Source organism: Mycoplasma phocoeninasale (assembly GCF_012934885.1).
Classification (GTDB): domain Bacteria; phylum Bacillota_I; class Bacilli_A; order Mycoplasmatales; family Metamycoplasmataceae; genus Metamycoplasma; species Metamycoplasma phocoeninasale.
Window position 1 is genome coordinate 563,556 of record NZ_CP051480.1, and the last position, 21,757, is coordinate 585,312.

Consider the following 21,757-nt stretch of genomic DNA (forward strand, 5'->3'; position numbering starts at 1 on the left):
TGTTTATCTTTTCTTTCTTTAATAGATTATCAAACAAGTAATTAAATAAAAATTTAAGCCATACTACTAAATGTTATGACATTTTTATTATATATCAATATATAATTAAATTTGTAAATAAATTCACTGAATTTTGATTTTTACAATTATTTTATTCTTCTCCTTTAAAATTTGTTATGTTAAAAAAATACAAATTCTTAAGAAATAAACAATATTTTAATTTAAAAACTGAAATTAAGGTATAACGAATCATTTTCTGAAAAACTTAGAAATTTACTAGCAAATTAATATATTAACCTAACATATGAACATAAATAGTTTATAAAAAAAGCAGAAATTAATTCTGCTTGTTATAACCTTTTTTCGTTTTTTTAATTATTAATATTAATATGATTAGCAAAGTTATAGATAATATGACTGCAATTATCACTTTTCAAATTATGCTATTATTTTTCTTATTTGGTATTAAATTGTCCATTTCATAATTTAATGAAATTTTTCCGTGATAATTATCATCATTATTAAAATCTAATACAATTCTATTATTGTGTTTTTCTAGAGATATATCAAATTCAATATTTTTCATTCCCGACTTATGAAAAATTTCTTCAATTAGCAACTTAAATCCTTTTTCATTAACTTGTTCTGCTTTAACTTTTTTTAGTTCCAAAAGTATATTTTTTTCATCGATCATTTTAGCGATATTGATCTTCTCAGTGATATTAAATTGCAGTTCACCTTGATAGTCAGGATGCGAATCCTTAGCTTTAATGATTACTTTATTTCCAATGATTTCAATGGCAAAGTGAGTAAAATCAATCTTAGGAAACCTTTCTTTAATAACTTTCTTAATTTCTTCAAGATTTATTTTTGCTACTTTATTGAATTCTCGGCTAGTAATTAGCTCAGATATCTGTTTTTTGACGGCGATAGCAACTTCTATTTCACCTTGATAGTCAGGATGAGAATCTTTAGCTTTAATAATAACTTTATTTCCACTAATAACTAAATCAAGATGATTAAAGTCAACAGTTGGGTGTTTTACTAAAATAACTTTTTTAATGCTACTTTCATCAAGATTATTAACTTTATCAAAACTTTCATTAGTAATTAGCTCAGAGATTTGCTTTTTAACCTCAATGCTAATTTCTTTTTGACCTTGATAGTCAGGATGCGAATCCTTAGCTTTAATGATGACTTTATTTCCTATGATTTCAATGTTAAGGTGAGCAAAATCAATCTTAGGATATTTTTCTCTAATAACTTTCTTAATTTCTTCAACTTCTATTTTTGCTACTTTATTGAAATTTGAATCAGTAATTAACTTAGAAACATCTAACTTCTCTTCGACACTAAATCGCAGCTCGCCCTGATAGTCAGGATGGGAATCTTTAGCTTTAATGATGACTTTATTTCCTCTGATTTCAATGTCAAGGTGAGCAAAATCAATCTCAGGGTACTTTTCTCTAATAACTTTCTTAATTTCTTCAACTTCTATTTTTGCTACTTTATTGAATTCTCGGCTAGTAATTAGCTCAGATATCTGTTTTTTGACGGCGATAGCAACTTCTATTTCACCTTGATAGTCAGGATGAGAATCTTTAGCTTTAATAATAACTTTATTTCCACTAATAACTAAATCAAGATGATTAAAGTCAACAGTTGGGTGTTTTACTAAAATAACTTTTTTAATGCTACTTTCATCAAGATTATTAACTTTATCAAAACTTTCATTAGTAATTAGCTCAGAGATTTGCTTTTTAACCTCAATGCTAATTTCTTTTTGACCTTGATAGTCAGGATGCGAATCCTTAGCTTTAATGATGACTTTATTTCCTATGATTTCAATGTTAAGGTGAGCAAAATCAATCTTAGGATATTTTTCTCTAATAACTTTCTTAATTTCTTCAACTTCTATTTTTGCTACTTTATTGAAATTTGAATCAGTAATTAACTTAGAAACATCTAACTTTTCTTCGACACTAAATCGCAGCTCGCCCTGATAGTCAGGATGGGAATCTTTAGCTTTAATGATGACTTTATTTCCTCTGATTTCAATGTCAAGGTGAGCAAAATCAATCTCAGGGTACTTTTCTCTAATAACTTTCTTAATTTCTTCAACTTCTATTTTTGCTACTTTATTGAATTCTCGGCTAGTAATTAGCTCAGATATCTGTTTTTTGACGGCGATAGCAACTTCTATTTCACCTTGATAGTCAGGATGAGAATCTTTAGCTTTAATAATAACTTTATTTCCACTAATAACTAAATCAAGATGATTAAAGTCAACAGTTGGGTGTTTTACTAAAATAACTTTTTTAATGCTACTTTCATCAAGATTATTAACTTTATCAAAACTTTCATTAGTAATTAGCTCAGAGATTTGCTTTTTAACCTCAATGCTAATTTCTTTTTGACCTTGATAGTCAGGATGCGAATCCTTAGCTTTAATGATGACTTTATTTCCTATGATTTCAATGTTAAGGTGAGCAAAATCAATCTTAGGATATTTTTCTCTAATAACTTTCTTAATTTCTTCAACTTCTATTTTTGCTACTTTATTGAAATTTGAATCAGTAATTAACTTAGAAACATCTAACTTTTCTTCGACACTAAATCGCAGCTCGCCCTGATAGTCAGGATGGGAATCTTTAGCTTTAATGATGACTTTATTTCCTCTGATTTCAATGTCAAGGTGAGCAAAATCAATCTCAGGGTACTTTTCTCTAATAACTTTCTTAATTTCTTCAACTTCTATTTTTGCTACTTTATTGAATTCTCGGCTAGTAATTAGCTCAGATATCTGTTTTTTGACGGCGATAGCAACTTCTATTTCACCTTGATAGTCAGGATGCGAATCCTTAGCTTTAATGATCACTTTATTTCCTATGATTTCAATGTTAAGGTGAGCAAAATCAATCTTAGGATATTTTTCTCTAATAACTTTCTTAATTTCTTCAACTTCTATTTTTGCTACTTTATTGAAATTTGAATCAGTAATTAACTTAGAAACATCTAACTTTTCTTCGACACTAAATCGCAGCTCGCCCTGATAGTCAGGATGGGAATCTTTAGCTTTAATGATGACTTTATTTCCTCTGATTTCAATGTCAAGGTGAGCAAAATCAATCTCAGGGTACTTTTCTCTAATAACTTTCTTAATTTCTTCAACTTCTATTTTTGCTACTTTATTGAATTTTGGACTAGTAATTAGCTCAGATATCTGTTTTTTGACGGCAATAGCAACTTCTATTTCACCTTGATAGTCAGGATGAGAATCTTTAGCTTTAATAATAACTTTATTTCCACTAATAACTAAATCAAGATGATTAAAGTCAACAGTTGGGTGTTTTATTTTAAGAACTCTTTTAATATTTGCTTCATCAAGATTATTGACTTTATCAAAGCTTGAACTAGTAATTAGCTCAGAGATTTGCTTTTTAACCTCAATGCTAATTTCTTTTTGACCTTGATAGTCAGGATGCGAATCCTTAGCTTTAATGATGACTTTATTTTCTTTAATTTCAATGTCAAAGTGAGCAAAATCAATCTTATGATATTTTTCTCTAATAACTTTCTTAATTTCTTCAACTTCTATTTTTGCTACTTTATTGAAATTTGAATCAGTAATTAGCTCAGATAAATGTTTTTTAATTTCATATTTTATATCCAACACACTATCTTCATAATTTTCATTGCCATTAAAGTTCAAAATAATCTTTTTATTATTTGTTTGATGCTCATATTGATAGTTGATTTTATCAACATTTAATTGATTTAAAATAAAATCATTTGTAATTTTTTCAAGATTTTTTATCTCAATATTTGTTAATTTTCCCAAATTAATATCTTTGATTTTTTCGTTTATGTTTTCTTTAAATTCAATTTTTACAATGGATTCTCCAGTATATTTTCACATACCTTTAGTTGAAGGCTTAATAGAAATAAAGACATTTTTGTTTTCGTTTATACTTTTAATTTCAATAATAAGATCATTTCAATCAATGCCTTGATTCTTTTCTAGAATAATTTCTTTAACTTTTTCGTAAAAATTATTATTAAATGTTAATGTTCTGTTTATTTTTTTGTCAAATATGGTGTTAGCAATAGCACTATTTATATCTTTTATTAAATTTTGAGGAAATCTTTCGAATGCTAGAGGACATTCGGCACAAAAATTGTCATGGAATTTAACATTATTTACTTTTCAATTTGAAATATCCTTATCGAACATTTTTGCGTTTTTAAACATCTTCGTCATATTTTCAACTTTCGATGTGTTTCAATCCTTTATGTACCTATCAAAAACCAAGGCTCCCTCAAACATTGATGACATATCACAAATATTATTTTCTCTGTTTAGCCATTCATTTAATTCTCTTCATTGGTTATTAAATTCCTTCGCATTTTTAAACATCGATGACATATTTTTAACATTAGATATATCTCATTTTGATATATCTCGATTAAATTTATCTGCCCCTTCAAACATTGATGACATGTCAACAACATTTTTGAATGTAGGTCCTATTTTGTCAAGATCTCCATCTTCCCAAGTCTTACCACTATCAAACATTTTTGCATTCTTAAACATTGATGACATGTTTGTAACATTTAAAAAATTTCATTTATTTATGGTTATATTAAATTCCAAAGCGCCTTCAAACATTGATGACATATTTATTACTCTAGATACATTTCACGAAGAAATATCTGAGTTAAAAGAAATGGCATTTTTAAACATTGATGCCATGTCAATAACTCCTGATACATCTCAATAATATAGACTTCGATTAAAACTTTTTGCATTTTCAAACATTGATGCCATATTTCTAACATTTCCTGTTTTTCATCACCTAATATCATTATCGTTAAATAATGTTGCTCCTTCAAACATTGATGACATATCAGTAACTTTTGATACATCTCAATAGTACAGGCTTTGATTAAATTTTCTGGCATTTTTAAACATTGAAGACATGTTTGTTACCTTCGACACATCTCAATAAGAAATATTCTGATTGAAATTGTAGCAATTTTCAAATGCATTTTCCATTGATATTTCAAAGTCACTTTTTATTTGTATATTTCTTGTATTAAAATTTTCTGAAACGTCTTCTAAGTTTTCCTTAAATGGCTCAATGACAACAAGAGGTTTTCTTCCTGAATGAATAAAAATCATATAACCAATTTTTTTGCATGTCGTTCCAATGTATTCAGCTGGCACCCTTTCCTTTAATCTATAACCTAATTTTTCATATTTTTCTCTAATAAAATTGATATTTTTTTTAGCCATGTGACCATAACTATTAATATTGCTAACTCTAATAAATGGCTTTGGATGAATTTTTGCAGCAACCGGAATAATTGGGATTGAAACGATTAAAAGTGCTGCCAATGATTTAATTAATTTTTTTTGCATTTTTTCCTTTACTCTAAATATTTTTTTATAGCATTTCATAGTTATAAATTAGTCAGAAAAGAGAATTAAAATAAAATTTAAAATACCTTGAATTTATATATGAAATAAACTATTTATTTTGCCGATTTTTAATTTTTAGTTTCTTTCTATTTTTCACTAATACTATTAGAGTTATAAATAAGATCAAAGAAATTGCTACTGTTATAATTATTCACTTAACAATTCTCTTATTTTTAATAGTGATTGAATTATTAAATTCATAGTTGAATAGAAGTTTTCCGTAGTAGTTATTATCATTGTCAAAGTCAACAAAAACTTTGCTATTTTTTTTATCAATATGTAATTTAAATTCAATATCAATAATATTTAACTTATAAAAAATGTCCCTAATTAATATTTTTATTTTTTCTTCATTAATTTCTTTATGACCAACTTTGTCTAATTTAAGATTCATATCTACATTTTTGGTGATTTGGGTAATATGTTTTTTAGCTTCGATAGCAACTTCTATCTCGCCTTGATAGTCAGGATGTGAATCCTTAGCTTTAATGATCACTTTATTGCCGCTAATCACTAATTCAAGATGTTCAAAATCAAGAGTTGGATGTTTTATTTTAAGAACTCTTTTAATATTTGCTTCATCAAGATTATTGACTTTATCAAAGCTTGAACTAGTAATTAGCTCAGAGATTTGCTTTTTAACCTCAATGCTAATTTCTTTTTGACCTTGATAGTCAGGATGTGAATTCTTAGCTTTAATGATCACTTTATTGCCACTAATCACTAATTCAAGATGTTCAAAATCAAGAGTTGGATGTTTTATTTTAAGAACTCTTTTAATATTTGCTTCATCAAGATTATTGACTTTATCAAAGCTTGAACTAGTAATTAGCTCAGAGACTTGCTTTTTAACCTCAATGCTAATTTCTTTTTTTCCTTGATAGTCAGGATGTGAATCTCTAGCTTTAATGATCACTTTATTTCCTGAAATTTCAATATCAAGGTGAGCAAAATCAATCTCAGAATACTTTTCTCTAATAACTCTCTTAATTTCTTCAACATCTATTTTTGCTACTTTATTGAATTTTGAACTAGTAATTAGCTCAGATAATGGTCTTTTAGCCGCGATTGCAATTTCTTTTTGACCTTGATAGTCAGGATGTGAATTCTTAGCTTTAATGATGACTTTATTGCCACTAATCACTAATTCAAGATGTTCAAAATCAAGAGTTGGATGTTTTATTTTAAGAACTCTTTTAATATTTGCTTCATCAAGATTATTGACTTTATCAAAGCTTGAACTAGTAATTAGCTCAGAGATTTGCTTTTTAACCTCAATGCTAATTTCTTTTTGTCCTTGATAGTCAGGATGTGAATCTCTAGCTTTAATGATCACTTTATTTCCTGAAATTTCAATATCAAGGTGAGCAAAATCAATCTCAGAATACTTTTCTCTAATAACTCTCTTAATTTCTTCAACATCTATTTTTGCTACTTTATTGAATTTTGAACTAGTAATTAGCTCAGATAATGGTCTTTTAGCCGCGATTGCAATTTCTTTTTGACCTTGATAGTCAGGATGTGAATTCTTAGCTTTAATGATGACTTTATTGCCACTAATCACTAATTCAAGATGTTCAAAATCAAGAGTTGGATGTTTTATTTTAAGAACTCTTTTAATATTTGCTTCATCAAGATTATTGACTTTATCAAAGCTTGAACTAGTAATTAGCTCAGAGATTTGCTTTTTAACCTCAATGCTAATTTCTTTTTGTCCTTGATAGTCAGGATGTGAATCTCTAGCTTTAATGATCACTTTATTTCCTGAAATTTCAATATCAAGGTGAGCAAAATCAATCTCAGAATACTTTTCTCTAATAACTCTCTTAATTTCTTCAACATCTATTTTTGCTACTTTATTGAATTTTGAACTAGTAATTAGCTCAGATAATGGTCTTTTAGCCGCGATTGCAATTTCTTTTTGACCTTGATAGTCAGGATGTGAATTCTTAGCTTTAATGATGACTTTATTGCCACTAATCACTAATTCAAGATGTTCAAAATCAAGAGTTGGATGTTTTATTTTAAGAACTCTTTTAATATTTGCTTCATCAAGATTATTGACTTTGTCAAAGCTTGAACTAGTAATTAGCTCAGAGACTTGCTTTTTAACCTCAATGCTAATTTCTTTTTGTCCTTGATAGTCAGGATGTGAATTCTTAGCTTTAATGATGACTTTATTGCCACTAATCACTAATTCAAGATGTTCAAAATCAAGAGTTGGATGTTTTATTTTAAGAACTCTTTTAATATTTGCTTCATCAAGATTATTGACTTTATCAAAGCTTGAACTAGTAATTAGCTCAGAGACTTGCTTTTTAACCTCAATGCTAATTTCTTTTTGTCCTTGATAGTCAGGATGTGAATCTCTAGCTTTAATGATCACTTTATTTCCTGAAATTTCAATATCAAGGTGAGCAAAATCAATCTCAGAATACTTTTCTCTAATAACTCTCTTAATTTCTTCAACATCTATTTTTGCTACTTTATTGAATTTTGGACTAGTAATTAACTCAGATAATGGTCTTTTAGCCGCGATTGCAATTTCTTTTTGTCCTTGATAGTCAGGATGTGAATTCTTAGCTTTAATGATGACTTTATTGCCACTAATCACTAATTCAAGATGTTCAAAATCAAGAGTTGGATGTTTTGTTTTAAGAACTCTTTTAATATTTGCTTCATCAAGATTATTGACTTTATCAAAGCTTGAACTAGTAATTAGCTCAGAGACTTGCTTTTTAACCTCAATGCTAATTTCTTTTTGTCCTTGATAGTCAGGATGTGAATCTCTAGCTTTAATGATCACTTTATTTCCTGAAATTTCAATATCAAGGTGAGCAAAATCAATCTCAGAATACTTTTCTCTAATAACTCTCTTAATTTCTTCAACATCTATTTTTGCTACTTTATTGAATTTTGGACTAGTAATTAACTCAGATAATGGTCTTTTAGCCGCGATTGCAATTTCTTTTTGTCCTTGATAGTCAGGATGTGAATTCTTAGCTTTAATGATGACTTTATTGCCACTAATCACTAATTCAAGATGTTCAAAATCAAGAGTTGGATGTTTTGTTTTAAGAACTCTTTTAATATTTGCTTCATCAAGATTATTAACTTTATCAAAGCTTGAACTAGTAATTAGCTCAGAGATTTGCTTTTTAACCTCAATGCTAATTTCTTTTTGTCCTTGATAGTCAGGATGTGAATTCTTAGCTTTAATGATGACTTTATTGCCACTAATCACTAATTCAAGATGTTCAAAATCAAGAGTTGGATGTTTTGTTTTAAGAACTCTTTTAATATTTGCTTCATCAAGATTATTAACTTTATCAAAGCTTGAACTAGTAATTAGCTCAGAGATTTGCTTTTTAACCTCAATGCTAATTTCTTTTTGTCCTTGATAGTCAGGATGTGAATTCTTAGCTTTAATGATGACTTTATTGCCACTAATCACTAATTCAAGATGTTCAAAATCAAGAGTTGGATGTTTTATTTTAAGAACTCTTTTAATATTTGCTTCATCAAGATTATTGACTTTATCAAAGCTTGAACTAGTAATTAGCTCAGAGACTTGCTTTTTAACCTCAATGCTAATTTCTTTTTGTCCTTGATAGTCAGGATGTGAATCTCTAGCTTTAATGATCACTTTATTTCCTGAAATTTCAATATCAAGGTGAGCAAAATCAATCTCAGAATACTTTTCTCTAATAACTCTCTTAATTTCTTCAACATCTATTTTTGCTACTTTATTGAATTTTGGACTAGTAATTAACTCAGATAATGGTCTTTTAGCCGCGATTGCAATTTCTTTTTGTCCTTGATAGTCAGGATGTGAATTCTTAGCTTTAATGATGACTTTATTGCCACTAATCACTAATTCAAGATGTTCAAAATCAAGAGTTGGATGTTTTATTTTAAGAACTCTTTTAATATTTGCTTCATCAAGATTATTGACTTTATCAAAGCTTGAACTAGTAATTAGCTCAGAGACTTGCTTTTTAACCTCAATGCTAATTTCTTTTTGTCCTTGATAGTCAGGATGTGAATCTCTAGCTTTAATGATCACTTTATTTCCTGAAATTTCAATATCAAGGTGAGCAAAATCAATCTCAGAATACTTTTCTCTAATAACTCTCTTAATTTCTTCAACATCTATTTTTGCTACTTTATTGAATTTTGGACTAGTAATTAACTCAGATAATGGTCTTTTAGCCGCGATTGCAATTTCTTTTTGTCCTTGATAGTCAGGATGTGAATTCTTAGCTTTAATGATGACTTTATTGCCACTAATCACTAATTCAAGATGTTCAAAATCAAGAGTTGGATGTTTTATTTTAAGAACTCTTTTAATATTTGCTTCATCAAGATTATTAACTTTATCAAAGCTTGAACTAGTAATTAGCTCAGAGATTTGCTTTTTAACCTCAATGCTAATTTCTTTTTGTCCTTGATAGTCACGATAAGAGTCTTTAGCTTTAATGATGACTTTATTGTCATTAATAACTAAATCTAGATGATCAAAATCAAGATTTGAATGTTTTATTTTAAGAACTCTTTTAATATTTTCCTCATCAAGATTATTGACTTTATCAAAGCTTGAACTAGTAATTAGCTCAGATAATGGTCTTTTGATTTCATACCTTATCTCAAATGTACAATCTTCATAATCGTCATTATTATTAAAATTTAAAATAATCTTTTTGTTATTTGGCTGATGCTCATATTGGTAGTTGATTTTGTCAACGCTTAATTGATTTAAAACAAATTTTTTTGTTATTTCTTCCAAATTGTTTACTTGGTTATCCAATAATTTTCCTAAATAATCATTTTTTATAGAATTTCTTATTTCTCGTTTAAATTCTACAGTTAAATTTAACTCTCCTCTATATTTTCACTTGCCAGTATCTGAAGGAGTAATTACTATTTTCATTCATTCTTTACTGAATTTACTAAATCTAAATTTAAAATCATTTCAATTAATATGCTTATTGTTATTTTTAACAAATTCAACGATTTCATAATAGTTATCTTCACTAAAATATGGAATTTTTGAGTGTTTTTTATCATTTTTTATATTTAATTTATTAATATCTTTTGTTAATCCTTTAGGATATTTTTCAAATGTTATAAGAGTTCCATCACAAAATTCATCGTAATTTTTAACGCTATCTACTTTTCAATTTGAAAGATTTGCGTCAAATATTTTGGCATTTTTAAACATTTTTGTCATGTTTTCAACATTGGAGGTGTTCCATCTGCTAATGTCTAAATTGAAAGATTCTGCCCCTTCAAACATTGAAGACATATTTTTAATATTATTTTCATATTTAAGGGCATCAAATGGACTTCTGCCATAATTATTAAATTTCTTAGCATTTTTAAACATTGAAGACATATTTCTAACATTAGAAATGTCTCACATTGATATGTCGCGATTAAATTCTACTGCTCCCTCAAACATTGATGACATATCTCTAACATTTTTAAATGTATGGGATGTATCCCTAAGATTAAAATCCTGAAATGACCGTCACTTATTAAATTTCTTAGCATTTTTAAACATTGATGACATATTTATAACATTCGAAAAATTTCATAAGTATACATCATCATTAAATTCTTCTGCTTCTTCGAACATTGATGACATATTCGTCACATTACTTACATCTCATGAATAAACATAATTGTTAAATTTCTTTGCCCCCTTAAACATTGATGACATATTATTGACATTTGATGTATTCCAATAATATAAACTTCTATTAAATTCTCTTGCACCTTCAAACATTTTTGACATCGTTGTAACATTTGATGTTATTCAATTGCCAATACTATCATTAAATGATACCGCATCCTTAAACATAGAAGACATATTTCTTACCTTTGATACATCTCATGAATAAACATAATTATTAAATTTCTTTGCTCCCTCAAACATTGACGACATATCTCTAACATTTGATGTATCTCAATAATATAAACTTTGATCAAAGTTTCAAGCATCCTTAAACATAGAAGACATTGTCATCGCACTTTCTGTTTTTCATGGGGTAATATCACCATTAAAAAGAGTTGCCCCTTCAAACATAGAAGACATATCTATAACTTTTTTGACATTTCAAGTAGTTAATTTTTCATTAAATTTTATAGCATTTTTAAACATACAAGACATATTTATAACATCAGACACTTCTCAATGATCTATATATTCATTAAATCATACACAACCCTCAAAGGCATTTTCCATCGAAACAACAAAATCACCTGAAATTGCTTGTCTTACAATGTTATTGCTAAAAGATTGATAAAAACTAACAACGTTTTCATCGAAAGGTTCAAGCACAACTAAAGGAACTTCAAATCTATTTGCTGGATTCTTGAAATACATAAAGCCAATACGTGTGCAAACAAGACCGTAATAATAATTTACATATTCACCTTTCTTGTGAAGTATTAATTCATATCCCAAGCTTTTATATTTTGCCTTGATTTTAGCAATTTTGCTTTCCTTAGTAATTTTATTTGAATTAAGTATAATGTTATTTTCCTTGCTTAAATTAAAATTGGTATTTGCCAATTTTGAGAAGTTTATTCCTGCATAAATTGGAATAATTGGAATCAAACATAATGAAGTCATAAATATTTTTCTTAATATTTTCTTTCTCATAGCACCTTTCTTTTTCATATATTTCCTTATTATATTATTATAATAATATAATATAACATATTTATTAAATAATAAAAAATTAATTTAGGTTTTTAAAAATATTAAACATATAAATTTTATGCTGAAAGTTTCAACTATATAAAGTTAATTAGTTTGCATTTAATTTTTTAAAAAACAAGTCATATAAAAACCTAATTTCAAAAAATATATAACAATGTTTAAAACTATGCAGTATATATTTATTAATTGGTGTTAAATCGCAGGAATTATTGATAGATAAATTATTTACCATATCTTCTTAATAGCACATTTAATATTGTGAAATTTTTGCGAATAAATTGTGTAAATATTTAACTACATAAAATAGATTTTTTGTTGTTAAATAATGATAAGACAATTTGTTTTAATTAATAATTTTGATGCGAGATCATCTAACTGGAAAAAACATTTTTGAGCAAGAAGAATAAAATATGGTAAAATCAAAGCAGTAATTTTTGTGAATTAGTGACAAAATAGCAAAAACTTATTCATTTTTAATTATATGAATAATAATTATTTACAACATTTATTTCAATCTAGGTAGTACTACTATTTCATACCTACACTTAATTAGTGTTTTTTGGCTTAATTTAATTATATTAGTATTTAAATACTAATTTTTAGTCAAAGTAAGATAAGCTAATTTTCAAAAATTCATAAACGAAGGGAATAAATTTATGAAAAAAAATATTAAAACTTGGCTCCTAGCAATGACTTCGATAGCTCCCATATCAATGATATCAGTTGCTTGCACATCCAAAAATGTGCAGCCAAATAAAGATGATAAAAATAAATTGTCTAATAAAGATAAAAATGTTGATAATAAATCAAAAATAAATGACAGAAATATAAATAGTAAATTTTTAGAAGAAAATATTAATGTTTTAGCATTAGGTGATTCAATTACTGCGGGTTTTAACGGTGAATATAGTTTCGAACTTCCAGGAAATTTTAATTCAGAAAAAGATAAGGATGTAAGCGGTTTATCATATCCTTCATTTCTTGTGGAATTACTACAAAGAACGAAACCTAACTTTGTAAAAAATTATGATAACTATGCATTATCGGGATCAAAAATTATAGATTGACTTTATTTACTAGAAGAGCCTAGCTTTGACTATGATATTCAAAAGAAAAAAACACCTTTTAAATTTTTATTAAATTTAGATCAAGATGCTAAAAATCCATTTAGAAATCGTATTCGTAATCAATTTGGAGGTTTCGAAAAATCAAATTTAAAAAATTTAAATACTAAGATAAAAGAAGCAGATTTTATTACATTGTCAATTGGAGCGAATGATATATTTGAAAATATTGATCTTAATTTACTTCGAAAAGTTGCACAAAATCCAATTAATGAAAACGTTAATTTATTTAAGAATTCATTATTAAAAATTTATAATGATAATATTAAAAATTTTGATATTTTACTAAAAAGAATTAAATTACTAAATCCAAAAGCACAAATTGTTGTTGTGGGATATCCATTTATCTTCTTAAGAGCAAAGCCATTGCTTGATGAACTATTTAATGAAAGTAATTTAAGATTTGAGGTTTTTGAGAAATTAAATGAAATTAATAAGACAGTAGCCAAAAGTAATGACGTTGTTTATGTTGAAACTTATGATGAAAAATATTGAGTTGATAATGCTAAGAAATTAACACGTTCAATTTTTGATATTCATCCAACTGAAGAAGGCTATAAAAAAATGGCAATTGAATTATTTAGAAAATTAGCATTTAACTATACAAGCCCACGTGAGATTAATGTCAATCAAAACCAAAGGTATGTTGAAAAAGATGAAGAAACCATTCACAAAATTTTTGATACTGGTCTGACTAATTATCGACTTAGAGAAATTATTGCTAACTTCGAAAGTAAAAAAACCATGTATCAACTAAAAATTGAAAATCAAAAAAATGAACTTTTCTCAATTGATAGAAATATTATCAAAAACCTAATTCTTTCAAATGATGCACTATTTGGTTCGATACTTTCAAAGGTTTTTGCCAAGGAGAAAAGATTTAGTAAATTTTTTGAAAATCCGCAATTTAAAGAAAAAATTATTTCAGCAATTCTTAGAGCAGATTTAATTGATAAAATTGATCTAGAAATTCAAAAATATTTTGATGAAACTAATCTGCCAATAAATAAACAGAATTTAACCAATGTATTTGTAGATATTTTATTTAATAAAAATATTATTCTTGATGCTTTTAAAGAATTTATTAAGACTGATTTTGATGATTTAGAAAAAGTAACTTTGGCTGAGCTTATTACTAGCATTGCGGCTAGAGTTGATTTAATTGATCCTAGACTTGCGACAATTAAGGAAAACAAGAATATTACCGATTTTATCGAAAACACCGTGCTAGAAGTGCTAAATAACAAAAATGACTATCTAAAAGCTAATAGCTTCCTTGACATCTTGAAGACCTATTTTAAAAACAATCCAAATATTAGTTTTAGACCATTAATTAAAGGTTTAATATCAAATGAGTATATCTTTGATAAATTATTTGAACAATTAGAAAAAGTGGTTCCAGGTATTACTGGCTCGAAAAAATTCGTTAAGAGAGTCTTTGAAAGTTTACCTGACTTCAGAATTTTTCACAAGCTAGAAACTCATTTAATTAACAAAATTACTAGTGGAAAGTTTAGTTTAGACTTTAACATTTTTTCAGATTTAGAAATTAGTAGACAAGATCTTTTCTATTTAGTAAAAGATTTTGTTAGCTTAATTGAAGATAATCATGTGAAAAGAGATCTAAGACAACTAATTAATACAATATTAGTCGGTTTCTTCTCGGAGTATGGTGTGGTGATTGATGACCCAAGCCTTATTTCATTTAAAAACTCATTAATTAACGATTTCGTTGATAGAATTGATGAATATGAAAAAGAGCTGCTATTGACATTTAATAATGAGAGCAATAATAAATTGTCAAATAGTCTAAAAGTGCTGTTTAAAGTCTATTTACAAGGTTATGAAAATGAAAGAATTGCTCGTGACTTCATTAGTGATGTAAGTAAAGACATTGCTAAAAATGACAAATTAATGGATATTGTTGTTGAAGGTATTCAAAAAGCTCTAAAACTAGAAAACTTCGAACCTTCATCTGACAATTTAAAAATTAAAAATTTAGTTAGAAGTGTTTTGGGTAATGTTGGAGATACTACATTGTTCAAAAACACATTAGACGATATTCTGAGTCAACTAAAAGTGGGAAAGATTAATTTTGGTTCAATTTCTGAAGTTGCAACTAGCATTAACTTCTCAATACTTGTAAAAGAACTTACTAACATTCCTAACCTACTAAATCTTTTCGAAGGTAACAAAATTAAATCAGAGCATGTCGTTGAATTTCTAAACTTAATTACGGAAAAATCACCATTGACTAAAATTGAAAATCTAAGTGCTGAAAAAAATCCACTATTTTATTCTCTAAATAACCTAGATAAATTTCACATTAACTCTTCATTTACCACTGATGTGAAACTAATCTTTAATATCTCACTATTTTCAAAATTAAAAGTATTTATTAAACCAGTAATAGATAAAATTGCTAACAACGAAAATGTTGAGCAAAACAAAAAATTCTTATATCGTTTGAGTGCAATTATTTTATACTCAGCTTACGAAGGATATTTCAAAAATTCACCTGGTATTGTTAGAAACTTATTCTTCTACTACACTTACAGCTGGCCTATTCCAACAGTTGCGTCACTAATTTTCAGTGCTTATGATGGCCAAAACAATGAAGCACTTGTTAAGGAAATTTTAGGAAATATATATGCTAAGATCGAACGTAATAATCGAGATTCAGAAACTAATATCTCACAAAACGATCTTGCTAAGATAATTTACTATAATAATGAAAAAAATGAAGATGGCACTCTATGAAGAGAAAAGCTATTTCAATTCATTAAAAAAGGAAAAGCAGAATAGCGCTAAAAAAGGATATCAATACTAGCTTAAATAAAAAAAATAGGCATAAATGAATGTGCCTATTTTTTATCATTTTTACTATTATGAATTAGCTAGTTTTGGGTTGCAATTTATTACTCTTACTTAAGATATTACTAATAATGCCATATACACCATCAAAATCTTTTTTAATTGGATCAGAATCTGGGATTTTATTAATTTCGCTTAGTAAGGTAAGAAAATCTAATCCTTCAATATTTATGTCGCTGAAGTCTTTAAGTGAAGGCTCACTAAAATTAATTTGTTTACTTATTAATTTATTAATGATATATTTTTGAAATTTATCAAAAATGCTGAATCTTGTGATATTTGTAATGATAGCTTTTATTACTTTTTTGTTTTCTTTCAGGACGGGGTATCTAGACTCAATTTGTTCAAAGATTTTTTCAAGTATGAAATCATTGCTTAAAATACTTTTAACTAATTCTTTAAAATCTATATTGGGATGATTTTTTAAATAAATACTTATTAAGTCTGCAAAATCATTAGCATTACCGTATAGTTGCTTATTATTCAAAACATCTAGAATTGTATCTTCAATAAATCTTAGAATTACTGAATTATTTTTAAGTGATGATAATTGTGGATTAATTAAATCGATTTTGTTTAATAGCATTGCAATTCCTTTAGAAATTGCGACTTTTTCTTCAGTGTTAAAGTCAATGCTAATAAATTCCTTTGCAAGAATAAAGATTAGCTCTTGATTTAAAAAGAAGGTAATTAAGTTAGTCTTATTAATTGGTAGATTGGTTTGATCAAAGTATTTATGAAGATTAATTACAGTTTTATCAATTAATTTAGACTTCTGAATTGCTGAGATGATTTTATCAATAAAACTATCTTGATTAAATAAGTTTTTCAAATTTTGATTATCAGCAAAGAATTTTCCTAAATTTGCTTTGATGGCCGCTTTGTTAGCTGCTATTCAATTGTTAATAATGTTGCTTTGAATTGAAAATAGCTCATCCTTCTTGCTATTAATTTCGGCCTGATATGATGTTTTTTCACTTTCGAATCTTTCAACTATTTTTTTTAGTTCCTCGTTAGTTTTGTTAGTTTCAAATATCTTATGAATGCTAACCTTATCTTTTTCAGAATATTTTTGATTTTGATTAACATTAATTTCTTGCGGATCTTTATAGTTAAATGCTAGTTTTCTTAATAACTCCATAGCAATTTTTTTATAGCCTTCTTCAGTTGGATGAATATCAAAAATTGAATGAGCCAAACTCTTAGCATTGTCAAGTCAATATTTTTCATCATATGTTTCAACATATATAACTTTATTATCTTTAGCTACTTTTTTGGCAATGTCATTTAGCTTTTCAAAAACTTTAAAGGGAATATCTGTCCCTCTAAATAATTCATCAATAAATGGTTTTGCTCTTAGTAGAATAAATGGGTAGCCAACTATGCTGACTCTGGCATTTTTATTTAGTGTTTTAATTCTCTTAATAAGCATATCAAAATTAGTTTCAATATTTTGGAATGTTTGGATTAATGATGAATTAAATTCATTAACATTTTCTTCACTTGGGTTTTGAAAAATTTTTTGAATTAAAGTAAAATTCAAATTTTTAAATAAATCATTGGCTCCGGCTGAAAGAGTAATAAAATGAGCGTTTTTAACTTGACTAATAAGATTGCCTAAGCTATTTGGGCTAAAATCCCCAAATTGTTTTTTAATCCGATCTTTAAATGGATTTTTATCTTCCTTATCAATATTTTTTAAGAATTTGAAAACTGAACCTTTAACGTTAGGATCATAGTTAAAATTTGGGGTTTGCAATAAATATAATCAATCAGTAATTTTTGAACTTGATAGCGCAAAATTTTCATAGTGTTTTACAAAATTAGGTTTTATTTTTTGCAGTAAATCAACAAAAAAAGATGGATATGACAAACCTTTAACCTTTGCTCCTTCTGAGTTTTCAAAATTTCCAGGAAGTTCAAAACTATATTCGCTATTAAAACCAGCAGTAATTGAATCTCCCAAAGCAACAATATTAAGATTCTTGTTTAGAAAACCATTACTATCAATAGCACTGTCAAATGTTTTATTATTAGCCTTTGCTGTTGTACATGAAGCTGCCACTATGGACATAGGTACTATTGATGTTAAGGCTAAGAAACCAATTTTAATAATTTTTTTCATAATAATATATTCCTTTCATTTAAAGCATATTTTAATATGAATATGGCATATTAAATTTTTTAGCTTTAATATTTTTATTTTAAAAAATAATGTATTTTTTCAACCATAAATTCCTTTTGGATTTTAAATAGCTAAAAATCATATTTATATTTTTCTAAAAACATTATCACAATATTATTTATTTTTATATTTTTTTTAAAAATATCTAATTTTTTTGCGCTTATAAAATTAAAAACAGCAATAGTTTTGTTGCATATTTATTTTAATTGAATTATTTTTGATATCAATTTTATATTGTATTTTTTTAAAAAATTATCTTCGAAATGAATTAATCTCAAGTATGACCATTCTATTATTGATTGCTAAGCATGAGTTTAGTTTGAGCGGAAGGAAATGTGGTGATACTGATAAAAGAATGATAAAAGATGATTTTAAATCAATTATAGTGATAAAGCTAAAATTGTAAAAGTTGTTCAAGCATTTGAAGTTACTATCGGCAGCGATACACAGTTGCTAGTCTAGTCTTATAATAGAATTTGCTACTAAAGATGGTACAAATTGTAAATTTATTATTGTAGTTATTAAATCGATTAAGACTCAATAAATGAAGGAAAATAGTCAAAAAGCAATGATTTCAAAATTTAAATAACATTACTGTCTAAAAAACACATAAACATAAATTCGTAAAAACAATTTTCTTGTACCATGAAATTTTGTCTGATAAAAAGCATTTTTGCTATATACAAAAAAGTTGTTAGGGCTAAAGGATTTGGTCTAAAAAAGGCAATCATAATTTAATATTTTGCTTGTAAAATTGATATATAAAAAATATAAAAAAATATACCAAATAGCACATTATACTGTTCATAAATTAAAACAAGAACAATTGGATACTATATAAAACTTTATCAAAATATTAATTTGAGCAAATGGCCAAATTCCATTAATTCAGTGAAATAAATTCTTTCTGAAAATCTAACAAAAAAGCTGCACAATTATTAGATATTGGAGGTTATACTTTCATTATGGAAGACGTTAAAATTGAAAATAAAAGTCAAATATTAAGCTTTTTGATTTTTATGCAAAATTACTATTAATTAGTTAAATTTTGAAGAAAACATAATTTACAGATAAGTTAGCTTTTTAATCTCTAATTAATAAGAAAAAATAAGTTCAAGATCACGTGATAAAAGTTCAAATATTCGAACTAAATTAAATAATACAACATTAAACTATAAAATCATGTACTTAAAGACATTAAAATTTTAATAAAGAAGCTATTGTAATGTCAAATACATTTACGCGAGTTTCACATAAAACAATTTTTTAATTAAAAGATGTCAAAAAAAAGTTTTATTTGATCTTTTCGTAATAAATTCAGGATTATCAAATCAAGAATTTAAAGCTTATAATTAAAATATAAATTATCAACTTCAAAATGAAAATATTATTAATTTTTGAACGGTTTTTGATTTTGAAATTAATTTTAGTGGGGCCATAAAATTTATAAACAATTAATATTTATAATAAAAAATCAACTTCTACAACTAGTTTTATATTGTAACAGTTGTTCGAACTTGATTTTTTTAATTTTATAATAGCTGAAACTTATTTTGTCGTTTTCATCATTTTTAGTTTATTAGCTATACTTTCTTTAACTTCTTTTAATTTCTTAAATGTATCGGCTTTTTCTAATATAGATTTATATTCATTATAATCAACTTTTTTCAAAGTAGACAAGGCAATTATAGCATTTTGCAAATTAATTTTTTCAATAGCAAAATGACTCATAATTTTACTTGTATCACCATTACTATTTATTAATTGCAGAAATTCTTCATATTTTTTTGGCTCAGAATTTTCCAATCCTTCTATTACATCCAAAAGATTCGATTTTGTTCTAAGGGTATTAATTTTATTTCTAAGATCTTCTACCTTATCAAATGTTAAATGTTTGTTTATTTCGTTTTTTATCAGTTCCTTTTCCAATATTTTATCGTCTATTGTGTTTACTAATCCTAATAATTCTTCTTTAAGAACTACAAAAACATTTTCGAACTCTTGTTTGTTGCTTTCTGCCGCAACTTTGTCTTTCATGTTAAACTGGATTTTTTTATAAATTGCTTCAGATCTATATAAATTATCTTGAGTTACCAAGAAAAATTTAACGTATAAATAATCATTTTTTGAAGAAAGTGAATAATATTGAGAATTCTTACTGTCAATTTTGAAATTATTTTTTTCGTTATTTTCTAATGTAATTTTACTAAAGTCTAGTGAGCGATTATTATTAGTAATTGCTTCAGAATACTTAAATGTAACTTTTTCAATATCGGTTTGGTATTCTTTTGACTTATTTTCTAAATTATTAAATTCTGAATCTGCAATTTTCATTATAACTACTACATTATTTTTTGAAAGTATTAGTTTTAGATATTTGGTAAATGTTTTGTTCCCGTCTTTGGCTACTAATTTAGCGATTACTTCATTTCCTTTTGTAATGAATTTAGATTTTGATGTTTCAAGTGTAAAAGTATTATCAGATAATTCAACATTGCTAAAGTCAAAATCAACGACATTTTTTAGAGAATTATCTTTGTAAGTAATTATTATTTTTTCTCATTTTTGTTCTGGTGTCAATACTTCCGGTTCTTTAATTTGATCAAATTCTTCTTTTGTGGTCTTTGTGCCATTAGGATTTTCCTGTTCTAGTTGAAATTTAACGTAGAAGTCATACGATTTAGTTTCTTTTTTAAGAACTAATTTAGCTATAGCATATTTTTTAACTGAAGGAGGCAATGTTGAAGCTTCTATTTTAATTTTTATTTGTGAATTTGCTTTATCAATTTGGAAGCCCTGATTTTTTTCTAATACAATATTATCTAGATTTAAAGAAGTTGCTTCAGTTGGTGTTCCATTATATTTGAAAATAGCTTCTCTTCTTAATTTTTGCTCCTCTGTTTCTTTTGGCTGTTGGTCGGCGCTTTTTTTTGTGAAACCGCTGATTTTAAATTCTTTTGTGGCGCTTGTTTGTCCTTTGGTTGACTTAACAACTACAGTAAGTTCACCAGTTGTGTCATTTCCAGTAACAGATTCTACTGTAAAAGTAAAACCAGCAACTGTTCCAACGGTAACTTCATTATTTTGAACAGTGCTTGCTAATTTATTTTTATTAGCTACAGTAACGGTGACGTTATTTAAACTGTCTTGAACCTCTTTTAGCTCTGGATTATTAGGTTTTGGGTCCTCTTTTTTGGTTCCACCACATGATGCAGCAATCAATGGCAAGCTGATCACACTCGCGATTGACCCTGGAGATAGTATTTTTTTATAAAAATACAAAATTTTATAAGATAAAAAAATATTAAGTGTTTTAAAGGTTTTATAAAAAAGTATTTTTTAATTTTAATAATATATAAAAAACT

General features: G+C 26.5%; 5 protein-coding genes. 1 reads left to right on the top strand and 4 read right to left on the bottom strand.

Features of this window, described 5'->3' with window-relative positions; translation table 4 throughout:
- Nucleotides 1-337: 337 nt before the first annotated feature.
- Complete coding sequence (locus HGG64_RS02325) at nt 338-5,422, bottom strand: BspA family leucine-rich repeat surface protein (protein WP_169580349.1); 5,085 nt, start codon at nt 5,420-5,422, stop codon at nt 338-340.
- 109 nt (nt 5,423-5,531) lie between these two features.
- Nucleotides 5,532-12,167: a BspA family leucine-rich repeat surface protein gene (locus HGG64_RS02330; RefSeq protein WP_169580350.1), complete on the bottom strand. Its 6,636-nt coding sequence runs from the start codon at nt 12,165-12,167 to the stop codon at nt 5,532-5,534.
- Nucleotides 12,168-12,865: 698 nt separating this feature from the next.
- Here HGG64_RS02330 and HGG64_RS02335 point away from each other — a divergent pair.
- Nucleotides 12,866-16,138 (top strand): SGNH/GDSL hydrolase family protein, encoded by a 3,273-nt coding sequence (locus tag HGG64_RS02335; RefSeq protein WP_169580351.1) that lies wholly within the window; start codon nt 12,866-12,868, stop codon nt 16,136-16,138.
- Nucleotides 16,139-16,226: 88 nt separating this feature from the next.
- Here the strand turns inward: HGG64_RS02335 and HGG64_RS02340 are convergent, their stop codons facing one another.
- Both HGG64_RS02340 and HGG64_RS02345 read right to left on the bottom strand, forming a co-directional pair.
- A complete protein-coding gene (locus HGG64_RS02340) occupies nt 16,227-18,332 on the bottom strand; it encodes an SGNH/GDSL hydrolase family protein (RefSeq protein ID WP_169580352.1) in 2,106 nt (701 codons plus the stop codon).
- 1,608 nt (nt 18,333-19,940) lie between these two features.
- Entirely contained in the window at nt 19,941-21,674 is a 1,734-nt protein-coding gene (locus tag HGG64_RS02345) for a lipoprotein 17-related variable surface protein (protein WP_277345663.1), read from the bottom strand.
- Between the last annotated feature and the right edge of the window lie 83 nt (nt 21,675-21,757).